The 23,731-nt window shown below is 41.2% G+C and carries 17 protein-coding genes and 1 pseudogene; 8 read left to right on the top strand and 10 right to left on the bottom strand.

Going from position 1 to position 23,731, the window contains the following annotated elements; translation table 11 throughout:
• The first annotated feature begins 42 nt into the window (after positions 1-42).
• Entirely contained in the window at positions 43-762 is a 720-nt protein-coding gene (locus tag IR083_RS15995) for a DNA alkylation repair protein (RefSeq protein WP_006800818.1), read from the top strand.
• A gap of 87 nt (positions 763-849) precedes the next feature.
• Here the strand turns inward: IR083_RS15995 and guaA are convergent, their stop codons facing one another.
• Both guaA and IR083_RS15985 read right to left on the bottom strand, forming a co-directional pair.
• Entirely contained in the window at positions 850-2,370 is a 1,521-nt protein-coding gene (gene guaA, locus IR083_RS15990) for a glutamine-hydrolyzing GMP synthase (protein WP_006800819.1), read from the bottom strand.
• A 167-nt stretch (positions 2,371-2,537) separates the two neighbouring features.
• A complete protein-coding gene (locus IR083_RS15985; RefSeq protein WP_194225078.1) occupies positions 2,538-3,170 on the bottom strand; it encodes a hypothetical protein in 633 nt (210 codons plus the stop codon).
• A gap of 624 nt (positions 3,171-3,794) precedes the next feature.
• On the opposite strand from IR083_RS15985, the pseudogene IR083_RS25005 reads away from it, so the two are divergent.
• The 7 genes and pseudogenes from IR083_RS25005 to IR083_RS15950 all read left to right on the top strand — a co-directional run.
• Positions 3,795-3,974: pseudogene (locus IR083_RS25005) on the top strand (hypothetical protein); the annotation flags it as partial.
• Positions 3,975-4,096: 122 nt separating this feature from the next.
• Entirely contained in the window at positions 4,097-7,441 is a 3,345-nt protein-coding gene (locus IR083_RS15975) for a SusC/RagA family TonB-linked outer membrane protein (protein ID WP_006800823.1), read from the top strand.
• Between the two features lie 27 nt (positions 7,442-7,468).
• Entirely contained in the window at positions 7,469-9,067 is a 1,599-nt protein-coding gene (locus tag IR083_RS15970; protein WP_194225077.1) for a SusD/RagB family nutrient-binding outer membrane lipoprotein, read from the top strand.
• Positions 9,068-9,499: 432 nt separating this feature from the next.
• Positions 9,500-10,030, top strand: a complete 531-nt coding sequence (locus IR083_RS15965; protein WP_006800825.1) for an RNA polymerase sigma factor — start codon at positions 9,500-9,502, stop codon at positions 10,028-10,030.
• Positions 10,031-10,044: 14 nt separating this feature from the next.
• Positions 10,045-10,587 carry a hypothetical protein gene (locus tag IR083_RS15960; RefSeq protein ID WP_194225076.1) on the top strand — a complete coding sequence of 181 codons (543 nt, stop codon included), beginning with the start codon at positions 10,045-10,047 and terminating at the stop codon, positions 10,585-10,587.
• A 13-nt stretch (positions 10,588-10,600) separates the two neighbouring features.
• Complete coding sequence (locus IR083_RS15955) at positions 10,601-11,935, top strand: hypothetical protein (RefSeq protein WP_194225075.1); 1,335 nt, start codon at positions 10,601-10,603, stop codon at positions 11,933-11,935.
• 132 nt (positions 11,936-12,067) lie between these two features.
• The gene (locus IR083_RS15950) at positions 12,068-12,769 is read left to right on the top strand and encodes a head GIN domain-containing protein (protein ID WP_194225074.1); all 702 of its coding nucleotides are present in this window, start codon (positions 12,068-12,070) and stop codon (positions 12,767-12,769) included.
• Between the two features lie 74 nt (positions 12,770-12,843).
• Here the strand turns inward: IR083_RS15950 and purE are convergent, their stop codons facing one another.
• The 8 genes from purE to IR083_RS15910 all read right to left on the bottom strand — a co-directional run bounded on the left by purE (position 12,844) and on the right by IR083_RS15910 (position 23,723).
• Positions 12,844-13,350: a 5-(carboxyamino)imidazole ribonucleotide mutase gene (gene purE, locus IR083_RS15945; protein ID WP_006800829.1), complete on the bottom strand. Its 507-nt coding sequence runs from the start codon at positions 13,348-13,350 to the stop codon at positions 12,844-12,846.
• 4 nt (positions 13,351-13,354) lie between these two features.
• Positions 13,355-13,735: a glycine cleavage system protein GcvH gene (gene gcvH / locus IR083_RS15940; protein WP_006800830.1), complete on the bottom strand. Its 381-nt coding sequence runs from the start codon at positions 13,733-13,735 to the stop codon at positions 13,355-13,357.
• A gap of 24 nt (positions 13,736-13,759) precedes the next feature.
• On the bottom strand, positions 13,760-14,512 hold the full coding sequence (locus IR083_RS15935) for a phosphatase PAP2 family protein (protein ID WP_194225073.1): 753 nt from the start codon (positions 14,510-14,512) through the stop codon (positions 13,760-13,762).
• A complete protein-coding gene (gene rpoN, locus IR083_RS15930) occupies positions 14,509-15,969 on the bottom strand; it encodes an RNA polymerase factor sigma-54 (protein WP_194225072.1) in 1,461 nt (486 codons plus the stop codon). The genes IR083_RS15935 and rpoN overlap by 4 nt, the downstream gene beginning before the upstream one ends.
• Before the next feature lie 1,201 nt (positions 15,970-17,170).
• The gene (locus IR083_RS15925) at positions 17,171-17,995 is read right to left on the bottom strand and encodes an MBL fold metallo-hydrolase (protein ID WP_194225071.1); all 825 of its coding nucleotides are present in this window, start codon (positions 17,993-17,995) and stop codon (positions 17,171-17,173) included.
• A 90-nt stretch (positions 17,996-18,085) separates the two neighbouring features.
• Complete coding sequence (locus IR083_RS15920) at positions 18,086-18,418, bottom strand: zinc ribbon domain-containing protein YjdM (RefSeq protein WP_006800834.1); 333 nt, start codon at positions 18,416-18,418, stop codon at positions 18,086-18,088.
• A gap of 327 nt (positions 18,419-18,745) precedes the next feature.
• Positions 18,746-23,350, bottom strand: a complete 4,605-nt coding sequence (locus IR083_RS15915; protein WP_194225070.1) for a translocation/assembly module TamB domain-containing protein — start codon at positions 23,348-23,350, stop codon at positions 18,746-18,748.
• 13 nt (positions 23,351-23,363) lie between these two features.
• Positions 23,364-23,723: an arsenate reductase family protein gene (locus tag IR083_RS15910; RefSeq protein ID WP_194225069.1), complete on the bottom strand. Its 360-nt coding sequence runs from the start codon at positions 23,721-23,723 to the stop codon at positions 23,364-23,366.
• Positions 23,724-23,731 lie beyond the last annotated feature (8 nt).

Below are 23,731 nucleotides of genomic sequence, written 5' to 3'. Positions count from 1 at the left end.
AAATGATAAATATTATCTTTACAGATATGAAACAACAATGATATGCAACAGATAATAACAGATATTCGCAGGACATTGCTGGATAATGCCGATGAAAAAACATTAAGCCTGTCGAGCCATTTCTTCAAAGAAAATGAACGGGCAAAGACCTATGGTGTAAGAATGGCTTTAGTCAGCAAAATCGGTAAAGGGTTTTTTCTGAAAATCAAAAATATGGCGAAAGTTCAAATTTTCGGTTTATGTGAGGAACTGTGGCAATCGGGGTATTTGGAGGAATCGGTCATTGCCTGCGAATTGGCTTATTCTCTTCACAAGCAATATGAACCTGACGATTTTGAAATATTTGAAAGGTGGGTGGCAAACTACGTCGATAATTGGGCGGCATGCGACACGTTGTGTAATCACACTATCGGCGAATTTGTGAAAATGTATCCCGGTTATATTTCCCGCCTCAAAGGATGGGCTACGTCCGGTAATCGCTGGATGCGCCGTGCCGCTGCTGTTACGCTGATTATCCCTGCTCGTAAAGGATTGTTTTTAAATGATATCTTTGAAATCGCAACAATTTTGCTTCACGACAAGGATGATTTGGTTCAAAAAGGTTACGGTTGGATGCTTAAGGCTGCGAGTGAAGCGCATCAGGAAGAAGTGTTCGACTTTGTGGTGAGACATAAAGCTACTATGCCGAGAACATCACTAAGATATGCTATTGAAAAAATGCCGCAGGATATGAAAGCTGAGGCTATGAAAAAAGAGAAATGAAAATGAATTTCTAAATCTTCTGACCTCAATGTATTAAAAAAAAGTGCCCCATACAGGAGGCACTTTCTCAGGAAAATATCTTATATTTTACTCCCACTCTATGGTAGCAGGAGGTTTCGACGAAATATCATAAACAACACGGTTTACACCTTTTACTTTGTTGATGATCTCATTCGACACCTTAGCCAGAAACTCGTATGGTAAGTGTGCCCAATCGGCGGTCATGGCGTCTGTAGAAGTTACGGCGCGCAATGCCACTGTATTTTCGTAAGTGCGCTCATCACCCATTACCCCAACTGATTTGATCGGCAACAGAATTGCTCCCGCCTGCCATACTTTATCATAGAACCCTTGTTCACGAAGCATACGGATAAAGATATCGTCGGCATTCTGAACTACTTCTACTTTTTCCGGAGTAATATCGCCCAATATACGGATACCTAGACCGGGACCCGGGAAAGGATGCCGTTTTATCAGGTTTTCTTTCATACCCAATTCCAAGCCTACGCGGCGTACTTCATCTTTGAATAGCAGACGTAGAGGTTCTACCAGTTTCAGATTCATTTTCTCCGGTAATCCTCCCACATTATGGTGCGATTTGATGACATGGCCTGTGATAGAAAGAGACTCTATAATATCGGGATAAATAGTTCCCTGTCCCAGCCATTTTATATCTTTAAGCTTATGCGCTTCTTCGTCGAATACATCAATAAAGCCTTTACCTATGATCTTACGTTTCTGTTCAGGGTCGGTCACGCCGGCCAGTTCTTTGTAGAATCGCTCTTTGGCATCTATACCTATTACATTCAGTCCGAGATGTTCATAATCTCTCAGTACATTTTCGAATTCGTTTTTGCGGAGCAAACCATGATCTACGAATACACAAGTCAGGTTCTTTCCTATGGCCTTGTTCAGCAGGACGGCAGTAACGGAAGAGTCTACACCTCCCGATAGGGCAAGGATGACCTTGTCGTCACCAAGCGTTGTTTTTAGTTCCTCAACAGTGGAATCGATGAAAGAAGCAGGACTCCATCCTCGTTTCGAATGGCATATATTAAGGAAGTTGCTTAAAAGTCGCGTACCGTCTGTAGTATGGTAAACTTCAGGATGAAACTGTACGGCCCATGTTTCCTCTCCCGCTATTTTATATGCTGCTGCTGATACATCAGCAGTGCTGGCTACTATTTCGAAATTCTCAGGAACCACAGTAATTGAGTCTCCATGTGACATCCATACCTGAGTACCTTCAGATATTCCGTCAAAGAGGGAAACGCCGGACTTTATTTTTGTCAAATGCGCCCGTCCGTATTCACGGGAATCACTTTTTTCAACTTTTCCTCCCGATGTATAGGCCAGATATTGCGCGCCATAACAAATACCCAATATCGGATATTTACCCCTTATCTGACTGATGTCGGGTTTGAAGGCAGTAGCGTCATTTACCGAAAAAGGGCTTCCCGATAGTATTACTCCTTTAACACTTTTGTCATCGAAAGGGAACTTGTTGTAAGGGACAATTTCGCAGTAGGTATTTAATTCTCTGATTCTGCGACCAATCAATTGGGTGGTTTGTGACCCGAAATCGAGGATAATGATTTTCTCTTGCATAAAAATAACAAGTATAAGTTATTGTTTTTAATGCGCACAAAGATACATTATTTTTCTGATATTTTGTTTATCGGTATATGTCATTTAACACGAATTTCTATGGGTTATCCTATCATAAGTATTGTAGACTGTTTAAATTTTTTGATAAAGTTTAAGCAGACTCTTAATCATTCGTCATCATTATTCGCCACAGGAGGAGTGAACTGAACCCACTTTACCCTCGGAGGGCGTGTTATGTGTGTATAGGGCAGGCTTCTTTCGAATAATGCAAAACGTTGTTTTAAAGAATCTGTATCTGTTATTTGAAGTCCCGTATATTTATTCCGGTACTTATTATATACTTTATCAACTACATATTGCCAGTCTTTATGTAATTTGTCGGGGAGGTAGAGGTCGATAAGCAATGGTTTGCTATAATCCCTTTCTGCCCAGATGAAATAATAATAGCCCTTGTATGCATCACGGTCTGTGTTCTCGTTTCCTGCGAACACAAACGAGGTGTCGTGGGGATATTGCTCTATTGTTTCGGCAATTGTTCTTTTTATGCTGTCGGGCAATGTAAACATTAATGTATGATATCCATCTTCTGAAATGTTGGGTTGAGTAAGTGTTATATTACAGAATTTGTCTATTTCGCTGATTCCGTTTACATGAAAAATCCATGCTGTATCAGGAGGCGAGGGGTGATTGAAGCGATATTCTACCAAATACATTTTATTTACAGGGAGTTGCTGTATCTTGTCCTTCTTACAGGATATAAAGACTACAATTAAAGAAGCTAATAGCAATAGTTTCTTCATGGTAAAGCTATGTTTTGTTTTAATTAGTAGATAAAACTAAGGTTTCTTGTCCATAAATATAAGTTTAATATTTTTTTGCGGAAAGTTTATCTGTACATTTTTTAGCCGATAGCCTTTAGCTGATAGCTCTTTGAAGTACTGATTGACCCCTACATTGACTACGCTTCGTTCCGTCGAACGTTATTTCTCCCCGAGGGGAGGCTGCAGAGAGTGTAAAAAGTAATAAGTAAACAAGTGTTACCTTTACATACGCTACGCTCCTGTGACCGTTGGTTGTTACCTCTTTGGAAAAGTTATGCGTTGTAATTGGACGATATGCAGACTGTTTATCTTTATTATCCGGATTTGTAATCCGATGAAACTGGAGATAATTTTGAGTAGAGAACTTATGTCGAAATAGTGCTAGTAAATTGTCGATAATTTGCTATTTTTAATTATATTTAACTTGTATATTTGTATTGATAAATAAACCTTAAAGATAAGAGTGAGGGATGAACAGTTTCATATTCTGTATTTCTCAATTAAAAATAACAGTTAATCGATTAGATGTCGATAATGTTAGGTCCTTAAAATTTAACGTTTTATATTTGTTTTTGTGCGCAAATAAATTAGAGAGAGAGAGAGAGAGAGAGAGAGAGAGAGAGAGAGAGAGAGAGAGAGAGAGAGAGAGAGAGAGAGAGAGAGAATATAAGTAATCAAGTCTTACCTAAAAATATACAACTCGAATTATTATTATTCGGGTTTTTCAGCATGTATATATATGATAAAAAATATCTTATTTTCTGTACTCCATTCAGAAGGTAGAAGGTCTTGTTGCGTGTCATTATATTTAGGGCAGATACTGATTTTACATTTTACAAATTTAGAAACGATTCATCCGGTAATTTCTTCTTTATTATTAATGAGTAACCTCAAATTTTTTTATTATGAATGTTTACTTAAAAGAAAACAGAATTAGCAAGAGTATATTTAAAGTACTGCTATTGTGCGGTATTTTATTATGCTCTCATGTCTTTGCTCAGGCTCAAACAGTAAGAGGTGTCGTTAAAGACACAAATAATGAGCCTATTATTGGAGCAAGTGTCACCCTGAAAGGAACGACTAATGGTACCTTGACGGACGTAGATGGGAAGTATACTATATCGGCAGGTACAAATTCGGTATTGATCTTTTCCTTTGTTGGTTATAAGTCACAGGAAGTAACTGTAACTTCATCAGTAATTGATGTGGCCCTTCAGGAGGATGCCCTTCAATTGGATGAAGTTGTAGTGACAGCTTTGGGTATTAGAAAAGAATCGAAAGCGCTGGGTTATTCGGTTAGTACAATAAGTGCAGGTGATTTAACGAAAGCGGCAGCGCCGACTTTAGGCTCCGCTCTTTACGGAAAAGCATCAGGTGTGCGTATTCAGACAGCTCCGGGTGGCATCGCAGGTGCCATTTCTATCAATATACGCGGTCTGAATTCTCTAAACCTGACCAATATGCCTTTGGTCGTAGTGGATGGTGTACCTATCCATAATGGCGACGCTAACTTGAGCGGTTACTGGGATAATCAGCGTATATCGTCTAACGGCTTGGCGGATATTAATCCGGAGGATATTGAAAGCCTGTCTATCCTGAAAGGCGCTGCGGCTTCTGCCTTGTATGGTTCGGAGGCGACTAACGGCGTTGTGATGATTACGACCAAAACAGGTAAAGGTTCTACCGGTTTGGGTGTAGACTTCAATGCCAGCCTGACATGGGATCCGGTAGCTTATATGCCTAAATACCAGACTAAATACGGTCCGGGAGCTAATGGATATCAACGTACTGCGGCAAACGGGCTCGACGAAGAAGGATGGAGGATCAATGGATGGGATGACAGGAATGGAGTAAACCACAGAAGAGCGTCTTCAACGACAAGGTATTGGGGGCCGAAATACGATGGTAAAGATGTAATCTATTATGACGGAACAGTACGCAAGTACTCTCCGATAAACGATAATCCATGGTCGGAAATATTCCGAACAGGCGTCACTCAACAATATAACCTTGCTGTTACAAACGCTGGTGAAAAAGGCAATCTTCGCTTTTCTTATACCTATATAGATAATAAACCTACGCAGTATAACTCTACGTTTCAAAAGCATAACTTTAACCTGACAGGCAATTATAACGTAACAAAAAATATTTCGGTCGGTTACGGTGTTAATTATATACTGCAGGACCAAAAAAATCCACCTTATCGCCTCAGCCGTACATTGACTAACTTTAGCGGTATGGCAGGGCCTTTCGATGACGTTAAATACTTGCGCGAACATACAAGAACAAGTCTGGGATATTTGAACCGGATTTATACTGATGCTAATCAACTTACTCCGGATGAAGGATTCGAATGGACTCCGGCTCCTTATGCATTGGTGGAAGAATATTTTTGGAATATCCTGAGTAAAGAATATCTGAATAATACGAACCGCTTGTTGGCAAATGTTACTCCAAGCTGGCAAATCATAAAGGGTCTTACCCTGAAAGGGCGTATAGCAACGGATTATACTGCCGAAAAGATCGAGCAAAAAGAACAGGCAAACAACTCTCCCATGATCAACAAAAACGTAGGATACTATATGGCGCGTAACAATCGCTACGAGATTTTCTATGGCGACGTTATGTTGAATTATGATACCAACTTGACTGATAAGTTGGGTATGAACGCTATGGTCGGCTGGCAGGGACGTACGGAAAAGGAATTCAATACCTGGGCGAATACTAACGGCGGCCTCTCGGTAGAAAACTGGTTTCACCTGAATGCCAGCAACGAACCGAAGTCCTCTGAAATGCGTAAATTGAGTCTGTTGAAGACCGCGTATTTCGGAACATTGAACCTGTCGTACGATAGCTGGGCTTATCTGGAAGGAACACTCCGTCAGGAAAAAGTCTCCACGTTGGCACCCAACAAGAATGTATTCTATTTTCCATCTGTGAGTGGAAGTATCATTTATACCGAATTATTTAAAGATAAAATGCCTTCGTGGTACGATTATGGAAAGATCCGTGCGTCTTACGGCGTTGTAGGTAATCCTCCGCCGGCATATTACGCTACTCAGGCTTATACGCAGAAGTCAGTAGCCGGATGGATATATAATAGTGTCGACCCTAAAGTGGGCAATTACAACCTCCGCAACGAAAAGAAATTTGAATGGGAATTCGGACTGGAAAGTAAATTCTTCAACAACCGCTTAGGTTTCGAGCTTTCTTATTATACCAATAAAATACAGGATATGATTTTGGAGGCTACTATGCCTGCATCTTCCGGTGGTACAAGTATCACGATGAATATCGGCGACATGAAGAACAGAGGCGTTGAGCTTTCCCTGTACGGTACACCGGTTCTGACACGCGACCTGAGATGGGATGTGCGCGCCAATTTTGCATGGAACAAAAATACCGTGGTCAAGTTGGCGGAAGGTATCGATCAGATAACACATACGAACTGGGATAACGGGTCCGCGTATCTTTATTCAAAATTAGGAGAACCGGCCGGAGATATATATGCTTTGGCACCTAAACAAGATGATAAAGGCAATTATATTATCCGCGAAGACGGTTTCTATCAACTGACCGATAAACCGGTTAAAGTGGGAAATGCCATGCCGAAGATGGTCGGAGGTTTCGCTACTACTTTCTCGTATAAGAATTTCGTACTCGATGCTTCGTTCGATTATCGCATAGGCGGCGCGGTAATGAATATGCCTTATCAGTATATGATGGGACAGGGAGCGATTAAAGAAAGCCTGGATTATCATGATGGAGAAGGTAAAGGACTGACCTATTACTTTGATGCTAATCGCAACGTAGTTCCTTTCACAGGTTCTGCAGGCCCTAACGGAGAGCGAATTTATGATAACGGCGTGATATTGCAAGGTGTTAAAGCGGATGGAAGCGCTAATACGACAATGATTCCGGGTGACCAGTTGGCATATTGGACTTACAACTGGGGCGGTTATGATCCTACGGATGTAACTTATTATTCTCATGGCATATTTGATAATACATATGTTAAATGTCGCGAACTGTCAATAGGATACAATCTTCCGAAATCTATACTTTCCAAAGTCAAGTGTAAGAGTTTGATGGTTTCCGTATTCGGACGTAACCTGTTCTATGTTTACAAGAACATGCCAATGCTGGATGCTGAAGCAGCAGACGGTACATCTTGGATAACGCAGGCCAGCCTGGGCGGTTCTACTACGACAACACGCTCGGTAGGTATTTCGTTACGTGCCAGCTTCTAATTCTTTAATCAATCAAAAAAGAACAATATGAAAAAGATATATTTATTTCTCATTATATTGGTTGTGGCGCTTACATTCTATTCCTGCGCCGACAGCGAGTATTCGGATAAATACCTTGATCCGTCAAAAACTACCAAGGCATACTGCGACAAACTGATGACGGGGGTGTTTTATACAGGACGCGTATATACGTTCAATTCTTATTGGCGGATGTACACATGGGATAATACCGTTACGGGAAAATATGCCCAGACACTCGGATTTATGAACTCACAAGGTTCCCTTTATTCGGCTAACGACAGCTATGCTAACGACCGTTGGGTACATTTCTATAATACACTGACCCAGTTTCGTGTACTTCAGAATGTCTATGAAGGGTTAAGCGACAGCGAAAAAAATACATATAGAATATTCAAGAATTTGTCCGAAGTATTTGTTTACGATCATTTATCGCAGATAGTGGATACTTTCGGCGACGCGCCGTTCAAAGAGGCCGGCTTTCTTGCCATTACCGGTGATGTGGCCGGCAGTTATCCGGCATATGATAAGGCTACGGACATATATACTATGATGCTCGACCGTCTGGGTGAACTTTATGCAGATATACATAGTATAAAAGGCAGCCTGGACAAACAGGCGTCTGCATCTTTGCCTAAGCAGGATTTCGTCAATTACGGCGATCTGGATAAATGGGAAAGGTATTGTAATTCGCTTCGCCTGCGCCTTGCTGTACGAGTAGCTTCACAAGGAGATTTATCTGCCAAAGGAAAGCAAGTGATAGCTGAAATTCTGGGGGGTGGATATCCTCTCGTATCCAGTCTGGACGAAACTATTAAACTGGATTCCAATGATAAAGATACCGGAGCCTTTTTCAATCCGGATGATCTTCGTACAGGTTACATTAGCCAGAGCCGTGCATCGCAAGCCATGTTAGATGCATTGACTCGGACCGTTTCGGGAGAAAATGATCCGCGCCTGCCTATTATGTATTCTAAAAATGCGGCAGGAGAATATAAAGGGCTGTCTACTCACGAAACGTATGCCGAACAAGAGGTAAACATCGCGAAGCCGGAATCAGAGCGCATATATTCGCGTATCGACTCTACTACAGTGATGTACAATACACAGTTTATAAGTCCGATCTTTACAGCGGCCGAAGTCGACTTCCTGAAAGCGGAAGCATATCAGAAAGGATGGGCTAGCGGCGATGCAAAAGCGGCTTTTGTTGACGGGATTCTACACTCTTCACAGTTCTATTTCGAAGAGAATGCGATTAGTCCGAGCAAAGATGGGACAAAGATGGACATGCCGGCAGAGTCGGTTATTAAGGCTTATGCAGAAAAGGCATGGAATGCCGCCTCTAACAAAGAAGAGGCTATCATTACTCAGAAATGGCTGAATTTCGGTTATATGCAGCCGTTCCAGGCTTGGAATGAAGTGCGTCGTACAGGATACCCTCAATTATATTATCCGGAGGATCAGTCGGCTCAATTATTGAAAACATTACCTTCCCGGGTTCGTTATCCGGATTCCGAGAGAAGTAATAACGCAAAAAATTATGATGCACAGATACAGGCTATGGGTGGAACAGATAATGCCTATATAAAATTGTTTTGGGCCAAATAATACGATAGATTACAAATGCTTTGAAATTTAGAAATAATCTTAAGTTATATAGTGGGTTCACACAAATATTAAATTTAAGACACTGAAAAATCCCAGACCTAATAAAGGTCTGGGATTTTTATTCTTTTCACACAGTCAATAATCATATAAATATCAGGTATTTAAGGGAAATTTGGAGTTGGCGGGTAACAGTAGTCAGTTAATAACTGATATCGTATCAGATTTTATATAAAAAGAATAAGATCGGGAACTTTTCTTTTTTCTTAAAAAAAAATCTGTTCTTTTGTAACACTTCTTTTTTTCTTGCGTACATATAAATAAAGAAAGGTGTTTATGTCATATTTCGCACGATTGACTGTCTCGGTTATTCTCTCAGGAAGTCAATAAACAAGTAATATGAGTCCTAAATAGAAAAGGTAACAGGATTAGTAGATGATAAGTTTCGACTCAGGTATAATCGAACAGTGCAGGAAAGGCGAACGCAGGGCGCAGATGCAGATGTATACGACCTTTTACAAAAGGGTTTACAACACATGCTTTCGTGTACTACGCGACTCTGCCGAAGCTGAAGATACGATGCAGGATGCTTTTCTCAAAGCCTTTTCAGGGTTGGATAGTTACAGCGATTCTGTCCCTTTCGAGGCATGGCTGGTGCGGATAGCTATTAACGCATCCATTGACAAACTGAGAAGAAGAAACATGGAGATGACAGAACTGCATGAAAATATGAATTATGATATTGCCGATACGGATGACAATGCCGATTGGGAGCAAATAATGGAAAAGGTAGGTCAGGTGAGATCAGCAATAGATAAATTGCCGGAATCGAGCCGTCTGATTATAAATTTATATCTGATAGAAGGTTATGACCATGAAGAGATAGCTGAAATACTAAGCATAGCGCCGGGTACAGCCCGCATACAATATATGAGAGCAAAACAAAGATTAATCGAACTTATCTGAAAGGAGGGCGAGAGATGAAAGATAGAAAAGAATACATAGAAAAGAACAGAGAACTGTTTGACGATAAAGAACCATCGGCAGGTCATATAGAGCGATTCGAAGCATTGCTTAACAAGCAGGCGGATATTCAGGAGCCTGAAAAGAGACCGGCTAAAAGGGTAAAACTGATAAGCTTTATCTCTGTTGCCGCGTCTATTGCGATACTGATAGGAGTAGCTGTCAAATTCTATGCTCCGCAAAGCATAGAAGTGACACCACCGACTGAGAACTCCATAGCAACTGATGAATTTAAGGCGACAAACGATTATTACAACCAGCAAATGGAGGATCAGATCGCAGATATCATGTGCAAACTGGCCTATACTGACACTGAAAACCAGGCACAGCTGACTCGCGATATAGAGAAGATAATGAGCAGCAATACTGCTTTTGTGGATGAGATGTCAAAAAACGAAAATCAGGAAATGGCTATACGCTATCTGGTGAAACACTATAAAACAAACATTCAGAAACTGGAAAGTATAAATGAGAAATTAGGTAAATACACAAAATGCTAAAAATGTACACACGATGAAGAAGAATATATTATTAATGACTTTATGCTGCCTGACACTCTTTCAAGCATTTGCTGTTGAAAGTGCGGGCAATCAGCCACAGGATTCCGCCAGAGTATTCAAAAAGAAATTGAATCTCAATCTGGATAAAGTATTGGATGGAATAGACATAGATTCGAGCCAGTTTATGGAATTGAATGGGCTCAACCTTAATTTTAATATGGATTCTATCACGGCATTGAATGACTTCAACATCAATATTAACACTGATTCTATCACTGCACTGGCAATGAATGCAGCAAAAGAAGGTATTAAGACAGCAAAGTCGAGCCTTAGAAATCTCAACATTGACGGAAAAGATTATACTGCATACGCTTTTAGCTATGATAGCAAAGGTACTAAGCAGCGTGCAGAGGGGACTCCTGACCGGATAGAAAAAAAGAGTTTTTCGAATATATCAGAAATAGAATTCTTTCATAAATACGGAAATATAATTGTGAAGGAATCAAATTCCAGCCAGATAGATCTTGAGATACAATATTTCGATAAGAGAAATCAATCCGGTTCATGTAACATAACAACAAGCAACAGGCTTCTTTCCATCACCACTAATAATACAGGTAGAAGCAGTTCGAAACCTCAGATCAATTATATAATAACTGTTCCTAAAAATATATCCCTGAATATTAACCTTGATTATGGAGATGTGAAAGTGGACAGGCTTAATAACAGCTTAAATGCGAATCTTTCTTATAGTGATTTTTCGGCACAATCACTGACTAAGGCTACATCAGTAAAAGCAAGATATAGTGACGTGAAAATAGGGGATGTGCAGGATATTATCTTGTCAGGATCCTACTCTGATTTCAAAATAGAGAAAGCCGGGAAGATTGAGTCATCAGGTAACTACAACGATTGCCGGTTCAGTAACGTACAAACCCTTGTGATACCTAAATCCTCGTCATATGGTGATATGAAGATAGGGACTATCGGTAGCATGACAGGGCAGCTGATGTATGCAGATATAATCATAGATAATCTGCTGTCTGATATCGACATTCGCAGTTCTTATGGCGATGTAACGATAAGGGGAATGTCGCCTAAAGTAAAAACGATAAATATAAAAGGCAGTTATTGTGATGTTGCGATAGGACTCCCGCTGAACATGTCCGCAACATTTGATGCAAGCCTTATATATGGAGATCTCAATGTCTCGAAAAAATATACTGTGAAATATACCGAATCTATTGAAAAAGGCAATAAGGTAACTAAGAAAGGCCAGATAGGAAATGGCAAACCTACTGCAACTATAATAGTATCTAATAACTATGCCGATATTGATATAAGGTAATTGAAATAGAGTATTTAACGCAATGTCATTAAACTATGACTAACTGTCGCGGTTTTAGATACGAAAGCAATAATTAATTAATGACGCGAAGAAGAGTCAAATAGGTCTGCGACCTTAAAAATAGAAAGAACTATGAAAGTAAAAAGTATTATCCTGTTAGCAGTATGTTGTGTGATATCTTTAGGCATATCGGCACAAGTGGTAAAAGAGAAGAAATCGGTAAGCTCATTTAACAAGATTGCCGTAAGTGGAGGTATAGATATTTATTTTACCCAAAGCAACTCGCACTCATTGGAGATAGAGACTGATGCGGAGAACATGCCGAAAATTGAAATAACAGTAAGTAATGGCAATCTCGAACTGAGACGGAAAGACGGCGAGCGCTTTAAAAGAAACTCCAGGATATACGCCTATGTTTCTGCCCCTGCATTAGATGCGATAGCCATATCGGGAGGTTCGGATTTCAATGCAAAAGAATTGAATAATAAAGGAGCATTGTCCATAGCAGCCTCAGGAGGTGCCGATATAGAGATAGACCGTTTGAATGTAAATGAGGCGAATTTTGCTTTCTCCGGAGGTTCCGATTGCGATATCAAGGACTTAAGGGCTAAGAAACTCAAGATAGCAGCATCAGGCGGGAGCGATTCAAATATAAACATCGGCAGTGCAGATGAAGTAAGCCTTTCTGTTAGTGGCGGAGCCGACGCAGAGTTATCTGGAAAGGTGAAGGTTATCTCTGTCAGTTGCAGTGGCGGAGCCGATGTTGATATCAAGAAACTGACATACGAAACTATCAATGCCCACAAGTCGGGTGGAGGTAGTATAAGTAAGTAATAGATTTGTGATAAGAGTAGAGGTGTACTTTCGGGTACACCTCTACTTTCTTTTACTTCAAACGAAACCGCTTCTTAATTCGTCTTGAACTTATACTGAACTTTGGCTAAATCTTCATTAGCCTTTTCAATTTTGCTCTTCAAGGTTTCTTTATAAGCGATCAGTTTCTTATGCAAGTTTTCATCTCCCGTAGCTATCATCTGCAGGGCAAGGATAGCCGCATTTTGGGAACCGTTGATGCCCACCGTGGCAACAGGTATTCCCGGAGGCATTTGTACGATGGCAAGCAATGCGTCCATTCCGTCGAGCGAAGCGTCGATAGGCACTCCGATAACCGGAATAGATGTCATGGAAGCTATAACACCCGGAAGATGGGCCGCCATACCGGCTGCCGCTATAATTACTTTGATTCCGCGGTCGTGTGCTCCTTTAGTAAAAGCCTCTACACGTTCGGGCGTACGGTGTGCCGACAAAGCGTTTATTTCGAATGGAATCTCCATTTCATCGAAGAACTTTGCAGCTTTTTCCATTACGGGAAGATCGGATGTACTTCCCATAATTATACTTACGATAGGTTTCATTTAATTATTTACCAATTAGTTTTTTGTAATCTGCTGCCGAAAGCAAGCTGTCCAACTGGGCGGCATCGCTTACAGCAATTTTAATAATCCAGCCTTTTCCGTATGGATCTTCGTTAATCAATTCAGGCTTGTCTTCCAGATCGGCATTTACTTCAAGCACTTCTCCGGATACAGGCATCAACAAGTCGGAAACTGTCTTTACAGCTTCTACGCTGCCGAATACTCCGTCTTTGTCGATTGTTTCCCCTTCGGTAGTAACATCTACATAAACGATTTCACCCAGTTCGCTTTGAGCAAATTCTGTAATACCAACTACTGCTTTATCGCCTTCAACTTTGATCCACTCGTGATCTTTTGAATACTTCAGATTTTCAGGAAAATTCATAATCTATTTATTTTATATTATTAATTATAAGTTTTTTATAAACATGATAACACCCCAGTATGCCCCGATCAGTACACACAGGTATGAAACAATAAGGCCGACTAAAAAGCCCGTATATACCTGTCCCGGAGTATGCCGTTGAAGCATCAATCGGGATACGCCCAAACACCCTGCTAAGATAAACAAAATGATGAACAAAATGAATGGATTCAGTCCTTTAACGTTGTAACAAACCGACAAAGTGCAACCAATCAGTCCTCCAATCCCCATCATATGTGCGCTGATCTTCCAGAATTTGGTTGTGATGGCGGCTATTACGATCAGAACAATCGGAGCAACCAGTATCCCGATAAACCATGCATATAATCCGGCCGATACGAAGTAATAGATAAGTAAGCAGTAAGAACAGAACGCTGCGACAAAGGGGATAAACCTGTCATTTCTGTTTCTCAGGTCATAATCTTTTATCAGCCCTGCTTTTCTCAAAAAGAATATACTGCTCGCCGGAATCACGCATGTAAGGAAAAACACGGGAGTGATAAACCGCGTGAACTGTCCGGCAAAGATCAACCTGAAATCCGTATACAAAAACAAAAGTGAGACACCATATATTCCCATGAAAAAAGGATGCAGGATAATAGATATTATCCGTGCTGGAAGCGGCTCTTTTTCTTTTGGTGGTTCATATGAGAACGGCGATTTACCGGAGCCGTACTCATCCCCGGTATCAGCGGGATTGTTTCTTATCTCCGGCACATTGTCTATTTCTTCTATCATATTTCCTTTCTTAATCGGGCAACAGGCAAGTTCATCTGTTCCCGGTATTTAGCTACAGTACGGCGGGCAATTATATATCCCTTCTCTTTCAGTATCTCTGAAAGCCTGTCGTCTGTAAGCGGTTTCTTCTTGTCTTCGTGTTCGATACATTCTTTTAATATGGCTTTCACTTCGCGGGAAGAGATTTCCTCGCCCGTGTCAGTCTGCATCGACTCTGAGAAGAAGTATTTAAGCGGGTAAATCCCGAAATTAGTCTGCACATATTTACTGTTGCTCACCCGTGATATGGTGGATATATCGTATCCTGTACGTTGAGCCACATCTTTCAGTATCATTGGTTTCAGCTGGGCTTCGTCTCCTGTAAGAAAGAAGTCGTATTGCATATCCATTATAGCCTGCATTGTACGCTGAAGCGTATCCTGCCTTTGCTTGATGGCATCGATAAACCAACGTGCGGAATCCAGCTTCTGCTTCACGAAGAGAACAGCATTCTTACTATCGGCCGACATGCTTTCCTTATTGTCGGCGTATCCTCTGAGCAGGTCGGAATATTCGCGGCTTACCTTCAGGTCGGGAATGTTACGGTTATTCATGCTTAGCAGGAGTTCACCGTTATATGTTTCTATAATAAAATCGGGGACAATGGTACTCAATGTGATGGACATGGAATCTCCCCAGTTATTTCCCGGTTTAGGATTCAGTGTGGTGATTTCCTGTATTGCTCCTTTTAGCCCGGTCTCATCGATATCCAGTTGTCTTATGATTTTGTCATAATGCCTTTTAGAGAATTCCTCGAAGTAATTGGTGATTATCTTTATGGCTAATTCCGTATTGTCTGATTTTTCTTTTCGCGTCAATTGCAAAAGGAGGCATTCCTGTAGATTTCGGGCGCCTATACCTGCCGGCTCGAAATCCTGGATCGTCTTCAGTATTTCTTCAAGTTTAGAAACCGGAATATCCAGATTCTGCTGAAAAATAAGATCGTCCGAAATAGCAGAAAGAGACCTGTCCAGATAGCCGTTCTTGTCAATGTTACCAATGATGTATTCGGCTACTTTTTCGTCATTCTCTTCCAATTCACATTCACCCAATTGCTCTATCAGATATTCGTGAAGGGAGGCTGCTACCGAGAAGGGTATTTCGTCCTGTTTGCCGGAGGCTTGTCTATTACCGTCCCGTAATTGATAGTCAGGTATCTCTTCTTCATTCATATAGTCGCCTAAAGTCAAGTCTTCCTGTGATATATTTCCATCTTCTTCCGAATTGTAATCATCATCGAAATCCGATGTATCATCAACTGGTTCAAGACCTTCTTCTAATGCCGGATTGTCTTCCAGTTCCTGCTTTATACGTTCTTCTAACTCAATAACAGGCAACTCGGTTAATTTAATAACCTGCATCTGAAGAGGTGAAAGCTTCTGCTGCTGCTTGAGTTGTAAGGACTGTTTTAGAGCCATAAAGTACCTGATAAAATTCTATTAAGACAAAGATAATAATAAAAACAATATTTTAACGTAAAGGTTCAGCTATTGAATAACATAAGAATTGTAAAGTTTTTCCTTCAGTCTCCCGTCGGTCATGTCCACTGAGCTCTATAAGTTTTTGATTGTATAAAGGAATCCGGAGTGACTCGGATATTTTGTTAAAATCTGACATATCTGACATATATTTAGCTTTTAGTTGATAGCTGTTAGCCAATAGCTTATGCACAAAACCTGACAAACCTGACGACTTTTCACACAATTTTTATTGTCACTTTTTCTTCTAAAAACTCCGTGCTACTCCTTTTACTCCGTGTTTAAAAATAAAAGGTAACAAAGGTAACAGGTTTCGCTTTGCTCTGTAGGGGCGAAACATTTTTCGCCCGTTGGATTATTGTGAGGGTGTGTCAATAGTAATTTTTACTTTCATTTTGTCATGTTGAACGGAGTGAAACATCTCGTATCTGGAGGGTCGGGATTCTTCATTGCATTCAGAAACAACGTTCGGCAGAGCGAAGCGGAGCCAATGACAAAGAGGGTAATAATTTGATAGTGCAATTTGGCTTTTGACACACCCTCCTACGAATTCCCCAAAAGGTAACAAAGGTAACACCGAAAGCAATTAAGAATGAAGAATGAAAAATGAAAAATTAAGAACCACTGGTCAGTGGAGCTAATTCTTTCCCTCGTAACTGCCCAAAGGGCGAAGTAACTTGTAACTATAAAAAAGGTAACAAAGGTAACAGATATATCAGTTAACAGCCATCAACTCATAAGCAGGGGTAGCGAAGCATCCCGTAAATAAAAAGACTCTGTGCTACTCCGTTTACTCTGTGGTTAAAAATAAAAGGTAACAAAGGTTACACCTTTTTCAGTAAACAGTAAACAGTTAGCAGCACCTAAATCCGGCAATCCGGATTAAGATAATGAAAGAAACACGTTTGATTTTGATATATTTTGGAGCAAATGCAAAGCATTAAATATCAGCAAAATAAAAAAGTGTTTCTTAAGAGTAAACAATTTGTGTTTGTCTACTCGTATCTCATATAACTTTCAACTTAGTACTTAAAACTTATTACTTATACCAATACTTCAAAGATCTATAAGCCAACAGCTAAAGGCTATCGGCTATAATTATATAGATAAAGTTTTTTGAAATGCTTGCGGATTTGGATTATCAAAATTCTCTCAATCCCGAAACCTTATATCTGCTGAGGGTTTCCAGTTTTACATCCCTGTTTACAACAACGCCATTGGTGGCCAATGCCTGTTCTACGGTTTTGAATGCAATCTCGGGATGATTATTATCTTGGCTGAGATGACAGAGCCAGATATTCCGGAGATTTTCATTATAGATACTTGCAATAAATTCGGCCGAAAGACGGTTGCTTAAATGGCCCATACCGTTTTTTATGCGCTCTTTGAGGTAATACGGATATCTGCCGGTCTGAAGCATATATTCATCGTAGTTGGCTTCAATTACAAGGTGATTGGCTCTGCAGGCATAATCCCTTATCTTGTCGGTGATGCGGCCTATATCTGTAACAACGACAAGTGCCTGCCCTTCAAACTCAATATGATAGCCTACATTTTCGATACTATCGTGAGGGACGTCAAAGGCGGTTATATTAAAATCGGTGATCGTGAACGGTACTTCTTTTTCAATAACTCTTTTCGATTGATACAGATTGGCTTGTACCACTCTGTTGCGTTGGATTCCTTCGTGTACGGTTTCGGTCGCGTAAACGGGAATATTGTACTTGTCGCCGAAGCATCCGACTGTCTTTATGTGATCGGCATGGTCGTGCGTGATAAGAATTGCTTTGATTTTTTCGAAAGCGACCCCGTATTCACGTAATGCTTTCGTTACATTACGGATACCTATTCCGGCATCTATAAGGATACCGTTCTCTTTGGTTCCCAGATAGTAACAGTTTCCGCTGCTACCGCTGCCCAGACTGAAGAACCTATATTTGTATTGTGAAAATAAATCATATTGCATAGCGTGCAAAGTTAAGGAGTATCCGGATAAAAAAAGGCGTTCGTAACGTTAAAGTTATGAACACCTCCGGATATAATTTCGAACGGGTTCTTATCCTTTTTTCAGGAAGCATGTTTTTAAAACAATGCTCGATCCGTCTATCTTGCAGTCTACTTCTGTCGGTTCTTCGGTCAGGCGGATACTTTTTACTTTTGTTCCGCGCTTGATAACCATCGACGAACCTTTTACTTTCAGGTCTTTAATAACTGTTACAGCGTCACCGTCAAATAATTCTGCACCATTGCTGTCTTTAGGGGTTGTGTCTTCTGTTTCTGTGTTTGCTTCGCCTGTCCATTCGTGAAAGCAATCGGGGCAAACATATGCCGTACCGTCAAAATAAGTATTTTCCATGCTGCACACCGGACAATTCGGAGTTCCTTCCATTTCTTTGCTAATTTTTAGTGTTAAAAATGCAAAGATAACGCTTTTAGGCTGTGAAGCCAAAACCACTGATTTATGTGTGTGGCAAACGCATCAAATTGTTCAACTTCTATCGAAAGCCTGTAGGGGCGTATTGCATACGCCTGCATAACAAAATATCACAATTAGGCGTATGCAATACGCCCCTACATGAGACTGAAAACAACTTTAGGAATTTTGATGCGTTTGCACTGATTTATGTGTGGGAAAAATGACTAAGTTATATAATACAAAAGACAGAGTAAAAAGAATCGGAGAAACTCTATTTTCTTTACTCTGCCTTTCGCTATTTTATTTTTTCCGTTCGTCACTTATCACCGGCTGTTTATTTACAGTCGTTTGTGTCGAATCTGCCGGTAGGACAGGAGGGGTTTGTTGTTGTTCTGCCGGAGTTGTTGTATCTTGTTGAGGCTGATTTTGTGTCTGAGCCTGGTCTTGCCCCTGTTGGGCTTCATTTCGTCTGAATCTCCTTGGCTTAAATGACTGGAACAGACGCTTCAATGTGGCGGCTTCTTTGTTGTAAATAATACCTACACCCTGAGTTGTGGGCGCCTGGCGATAATATTTATCATTGGTATGGCTATATGCTCTCAACGTCCACATTGTGTTCAATTTATATTCCAGGTCGAAATTTCCGATAAAGTTATTATCTACGCTCGTTTGATCTGTGCGGTATCCTAAGTCTGTTTTCAATATCAGCCTGTCATCCCAGAATGTACGGGAAACGTTTACCTGCATGTTCATGTCGGACAATGTGCCGTCGTTCGATTCCACAGTAGCGCCTACCTGCCATTTATCTCCCAGCATATTACCTACCAGAGACGACATGGCACCGGATAGGGCACTGCCGGCGATGCTGGTCCATATACCGTCGCCGAAGTTCGCTCCGCTGCTTCCCGAACTTGGATAGAATGTACCCATAGCGATCAGGGATGCAAATTGTTTTATCTTTTGTTCATCGGTGCTGATATAGGTGTTTACTTTTCTCTGCACATCATCGTTCGCATCAGGCAGGCTAATGTTATAGGTGAGATCCATATTATCCATATTTCCTACGATACCCAGTACACAGTCAACAGACACCTTGGACGATGAATTATCTATCGCAAAACTAGGGTCTAATGTTTCCAGTGCCGCCCTCACTCTTCTGTAAGCCGTGATTTCAAATCGGGTTTTCATAGGGTCTCCGATAAAATGCAATTTACTGCCGTTCTGTATTCTAAAGTCCAGTTTCTTTATATTCTGCAGGTTCAGTTTCACAGTCCCGTCCGTCAATGAGTAGTCGCCAAAGGCCGACATATTCTCATTAAGCATATTATAATTGAACGTGATAGATCCGTTTCCTTTTGCCTGCAATTCATCACCCGTGGATGGATCTATGATAATGCCGATTGCCAGATCGGGAGTTACATCGAGTTTTACCGTCAGTTGTATGGGTAATGGTTGATCCTGAGCTTTGGCAAGCATATCTTTAAGGGAATTTTTCAGTTTTTCTTCCGGTACATTTATAAATACTACACTTTTATAATCGGTAGCTTCGGAGTGTTGAGGCAAGAGAATATTCAAATTCGAGTTTTTGTCATTCTTTATCTGCAGGTTCATATTGATGCCGTCGTTGGTGCCGTCTACCCTGACATTGCCTGAGGCATAAACCCGCCCGTAGAAAAGGCTATCGGTTCTGTGCTCGGTATTCAGCACCATGAGTTTGTTCATCCGCATATTGAGCGAATATTTCATGTTGTCGAAATTTTTGTGAGTCACAGTAGCGCTTACATTGGCAGTATTTCCCTGGCTGTCTTTCAGGGTGAGGTTGTCGAACCCTATACGGTCGGGGCTTACCCTGATGGTATCCGATATGGTATAGGTTACATTGGTGTAGTCTACGCCTATCTGTGTATCGTTGAACCCGAGGAATCCCCTCACAAGCGGCGCTTTTGTGTTTCCTTCTATCATCAGGTTGGAGCTGATGGTTCCGTCTACCTTGTTGAGCATATCGGAGACGAATGGCTGTACCCAGCGCAGAGGCATCTTTTCCATTCTCAACTGGAGGTCGAGTGAGTCCTGATTCGTATATATTGTACCATCTATCTCGGCGAAGGTTTCCCCTGCTTTAACCAATGCTGCCTGCATAGCCACTCCTCCGTATTCGTTACTCCAGTGACTGTCGAGGTCCATTGTACCCAATGTGTCGCTGAAGAGGACGATGTCGGCGATCTGAAATCCTTCTGTGTACAGTTCGGGTTGGTCGAGTATATTGGTGAGCAGGACATCTCCGTGGATACATCCGCGAATGTTCTTCACATCGAATGCTTCCAGCAAATCTCCTATCTCGGCATGGGTGAAGTAAACCCTGAGGCTATCACTTTTTTCACTTGAGATCACCCCGTCTATATTGAAATACGGTTTTTTATTCACTCCCAATCCTACATTATGTATCTCGGTACGTGTTCCTTCGTTCAGTATTTCGGCGGGCAGCAGATTTAACGCCAGTTTGTCCACCATGATGTCTGACGGGGTTATCTTGAGGGAAGAAACAAGCTCTTTTTTCTCATTGCGGCTAAAACTGGCCAGAGCTTCTATATCTCCTTTTATATTGATATTGGTACTGTCGCTGGTTACGCTTACGAATGTATAGATTGTGTTTTTTTCTCCGTTGGTATTGAGGGCGATATTATACTTCCCTTTATCCATCATTACGCTGCTCGCTCCTGAAATGTTGAAGGCCGAGTCGAGGTTCATAACATCCAGAGTCGTATTTTTAATTTCAATTTCGCCATAACGGAGACGTGGAATATTCCCTTTCACCGACAATTGTTTGTCTATGGTATTGATGCGCCCGCTTATCGAAGCCGGATCTATGATATCGACAGGTAAGACGAATATTTCTCCCAGTTTCTCAGTATTGTTGGCTGTGATATTGAAAGTGAAATTGTTTTGCTCTTTCTTTGTCCGTTTTCTCATTTGGAATACATCGGGCAGATATCCGTTCATCAGGTTTGTAAATTCGTCTCCGATAGTAGTGAATGAATATTGTCCTGCTATATTGGCTGTCAATAGGGAAGAGGTGAGCGTGATAAATTTACTGCCATCCTCTTTTTTCCCTGATTCCAACGTAAATTTACCCGGTTGGAATGCGAAATTATCATCATGGAAGTCGAGGCTGTCCAAATCTGCCTTTCCTACAATATTGTCAATGTCCAATCCTTTGAACTGCCCTTTCAGAGCCATAGTCAGACGTGGATTTACCCAGTCGGGGTTCTTATAGAAAGGATTTATCTGTAACGAATCCAGTCTGAGACGTACATTAATATCAGGTACTTTGGCCTGAGACATATCTGCGTCAACGAATATTTTTCCTATCTTCCAGTCGGCACGGGCAGTCAATCCCATTTTTTGAGCATTGTAAAATCCGCTGAAAGGAACGTTTTTCATCGTTTCTTTTTCTATTTGCAAAGCATCTATATTTCCCTGCATTTGGGCAGAGAGAGGTTCTCTTTCAGTTTGCCTTGCTCTCAGGTCTATATGCGCAGATAGCGCGCCAAGCCCTGCTGTACCTCCGAGCAATCTGCCCAGATTAAAGTTGCGTGTTCTCAGTCCGGCGTTTACATTAAAGTTGGTAAATGTTGTATCCACACCACCGGTAGCCAGGAGTGAAACAAGCCCCTGCCTGCACCATGCTTCGGAATTGAGTTTGAACTTATTCAGTTGTCCGGTCAATGTTCCTTTCAGGAATATGTCTCCCATGTCCCTTAATATATCGGGAGTTACAAAGGTAGAATCGCCGAGTTTTGCAAAATCGGAAATTGCTCTGGTCGATGCTTTCAGTTTATTAATAGAAAGATTTATATCCGAGTTTCCGTATCGCTCATAATTCCCCAGGCTGGCCAGCCCCTCAAGTACAAAATCATCGCCATAAGTGAGGTTTATATTTTCGATATTCACAGCGGGTAATGTTCCCGAGATATCGGTTTTCAGCGAAAGTTTGTTTCGCAGGAATTTGAGATTCGGGATGAATGCGGTTAAGTCCCCGGCGGATAATTCCGTATCGTCGGTGCCTATTTCAAAAGCGCTGTTCGATAAGTTATATCTTACTTTGGTGGTGGTCAGGTGAGAGTTCGGCAAGTTCAGGGAGAGATTTTCTACCCAGAGTTGCGACTTGTCGGAGTATAAATTTCCTTTCAGACTTTTGATCTCGACTCCCGACTTTTCTTTTGCCGACAGGCTGTTGAGCGCGATGTCGAATTTGTCGGCATCTATTGAGTTCAGGTCTACATTGGCATTGACATCATATAAGGATATATGCGATGCATTGAACATTTGCGGGGTTTGTGGCACAGACAACACATCATAATTCAATCGTCCGCGTTTCAGGCTGACGTCTTCGATAACCACTACCAGCGAACTTTTGGTTGTATCCACTTGGGTGGTGTCGGCACTCGAAAATGCATCTATTACAAACTGGAAGTTGAAGTCGCTTACGCTATCTTTCTGATTTACATTTATAAGGAAATTATCTACTGTGATTCCTGTGATAGCGAGCTTGTTGCTTTTGATAAATTCCCAAGGGCTGAGGCTTACACTCAGGTCCTGCGCATAAAGCAATGTGTCTTTGGCCTGATCTTCTATATAGATGCCTTTCAGGCTTACATTATTGAACAGGCTTAGGCGGACTTCGTCTATCGAAACCTCCGTATTCATCGTCTCTTTCAGTTTGCCTACGGCAAAATCCGCTACTTTTTGCTGCACATAGGGTATGGAAAGCAGTACATATAAAAGCACATTAAGCCCGATAAGTCCGAGGACTATATACAGGAATATCTTGAAAAGCTTCTTAATCAGGCTTTTCTTTTTCGGGGTTTCTTCCGGCGCTAATTTTACGTCTTCTTTTTCCTCCATGCAGAACTATTTATTATTTTAGTCTTTCAGACCATTCTTCTTCATTGAATCCTACCAGTACAAAGTCATTTCCTATCATCAGCGGCCGTTTTACAACCATTCCATTGGATGCGAGTATATCTATTAATTCGCTTTCGGATGCAGACTTGACCTTTTCTTTCAGATTTTCTTCCTTATAAATCCTGCCTGAAGTATTAAAGAACTTTGCGATAGGCAATCCGCTCTTCTTTATCCATGCAGCCAGTTCTGTCTTTGTAGGGTTATCGGTTGTTATATCACGGCTTTCTACGGAGACATTGTTTTGTTTTAGCCATTTGGCTGCCTTCTGGCAAGTGCTGCATTTTGGATATTGCAGGAATAGTTTTGTGCCCATTCTGATTT

This window comes from Dysgonomonas sp. GY75, assembly GCF_015234155.1.
Taxonomy (GTDB): domain Bacteria; phylum Bacteroidota; class Bacteroidia; order Bacteroidales; family Dysgonomonadaceae; genus Dysgonomonas; species Dysgonomonas gadei.
Note: the sequence above shows the minus strand (reverse complement) of the source record. Positions and strands in the feature narration are given on the sequence as shown.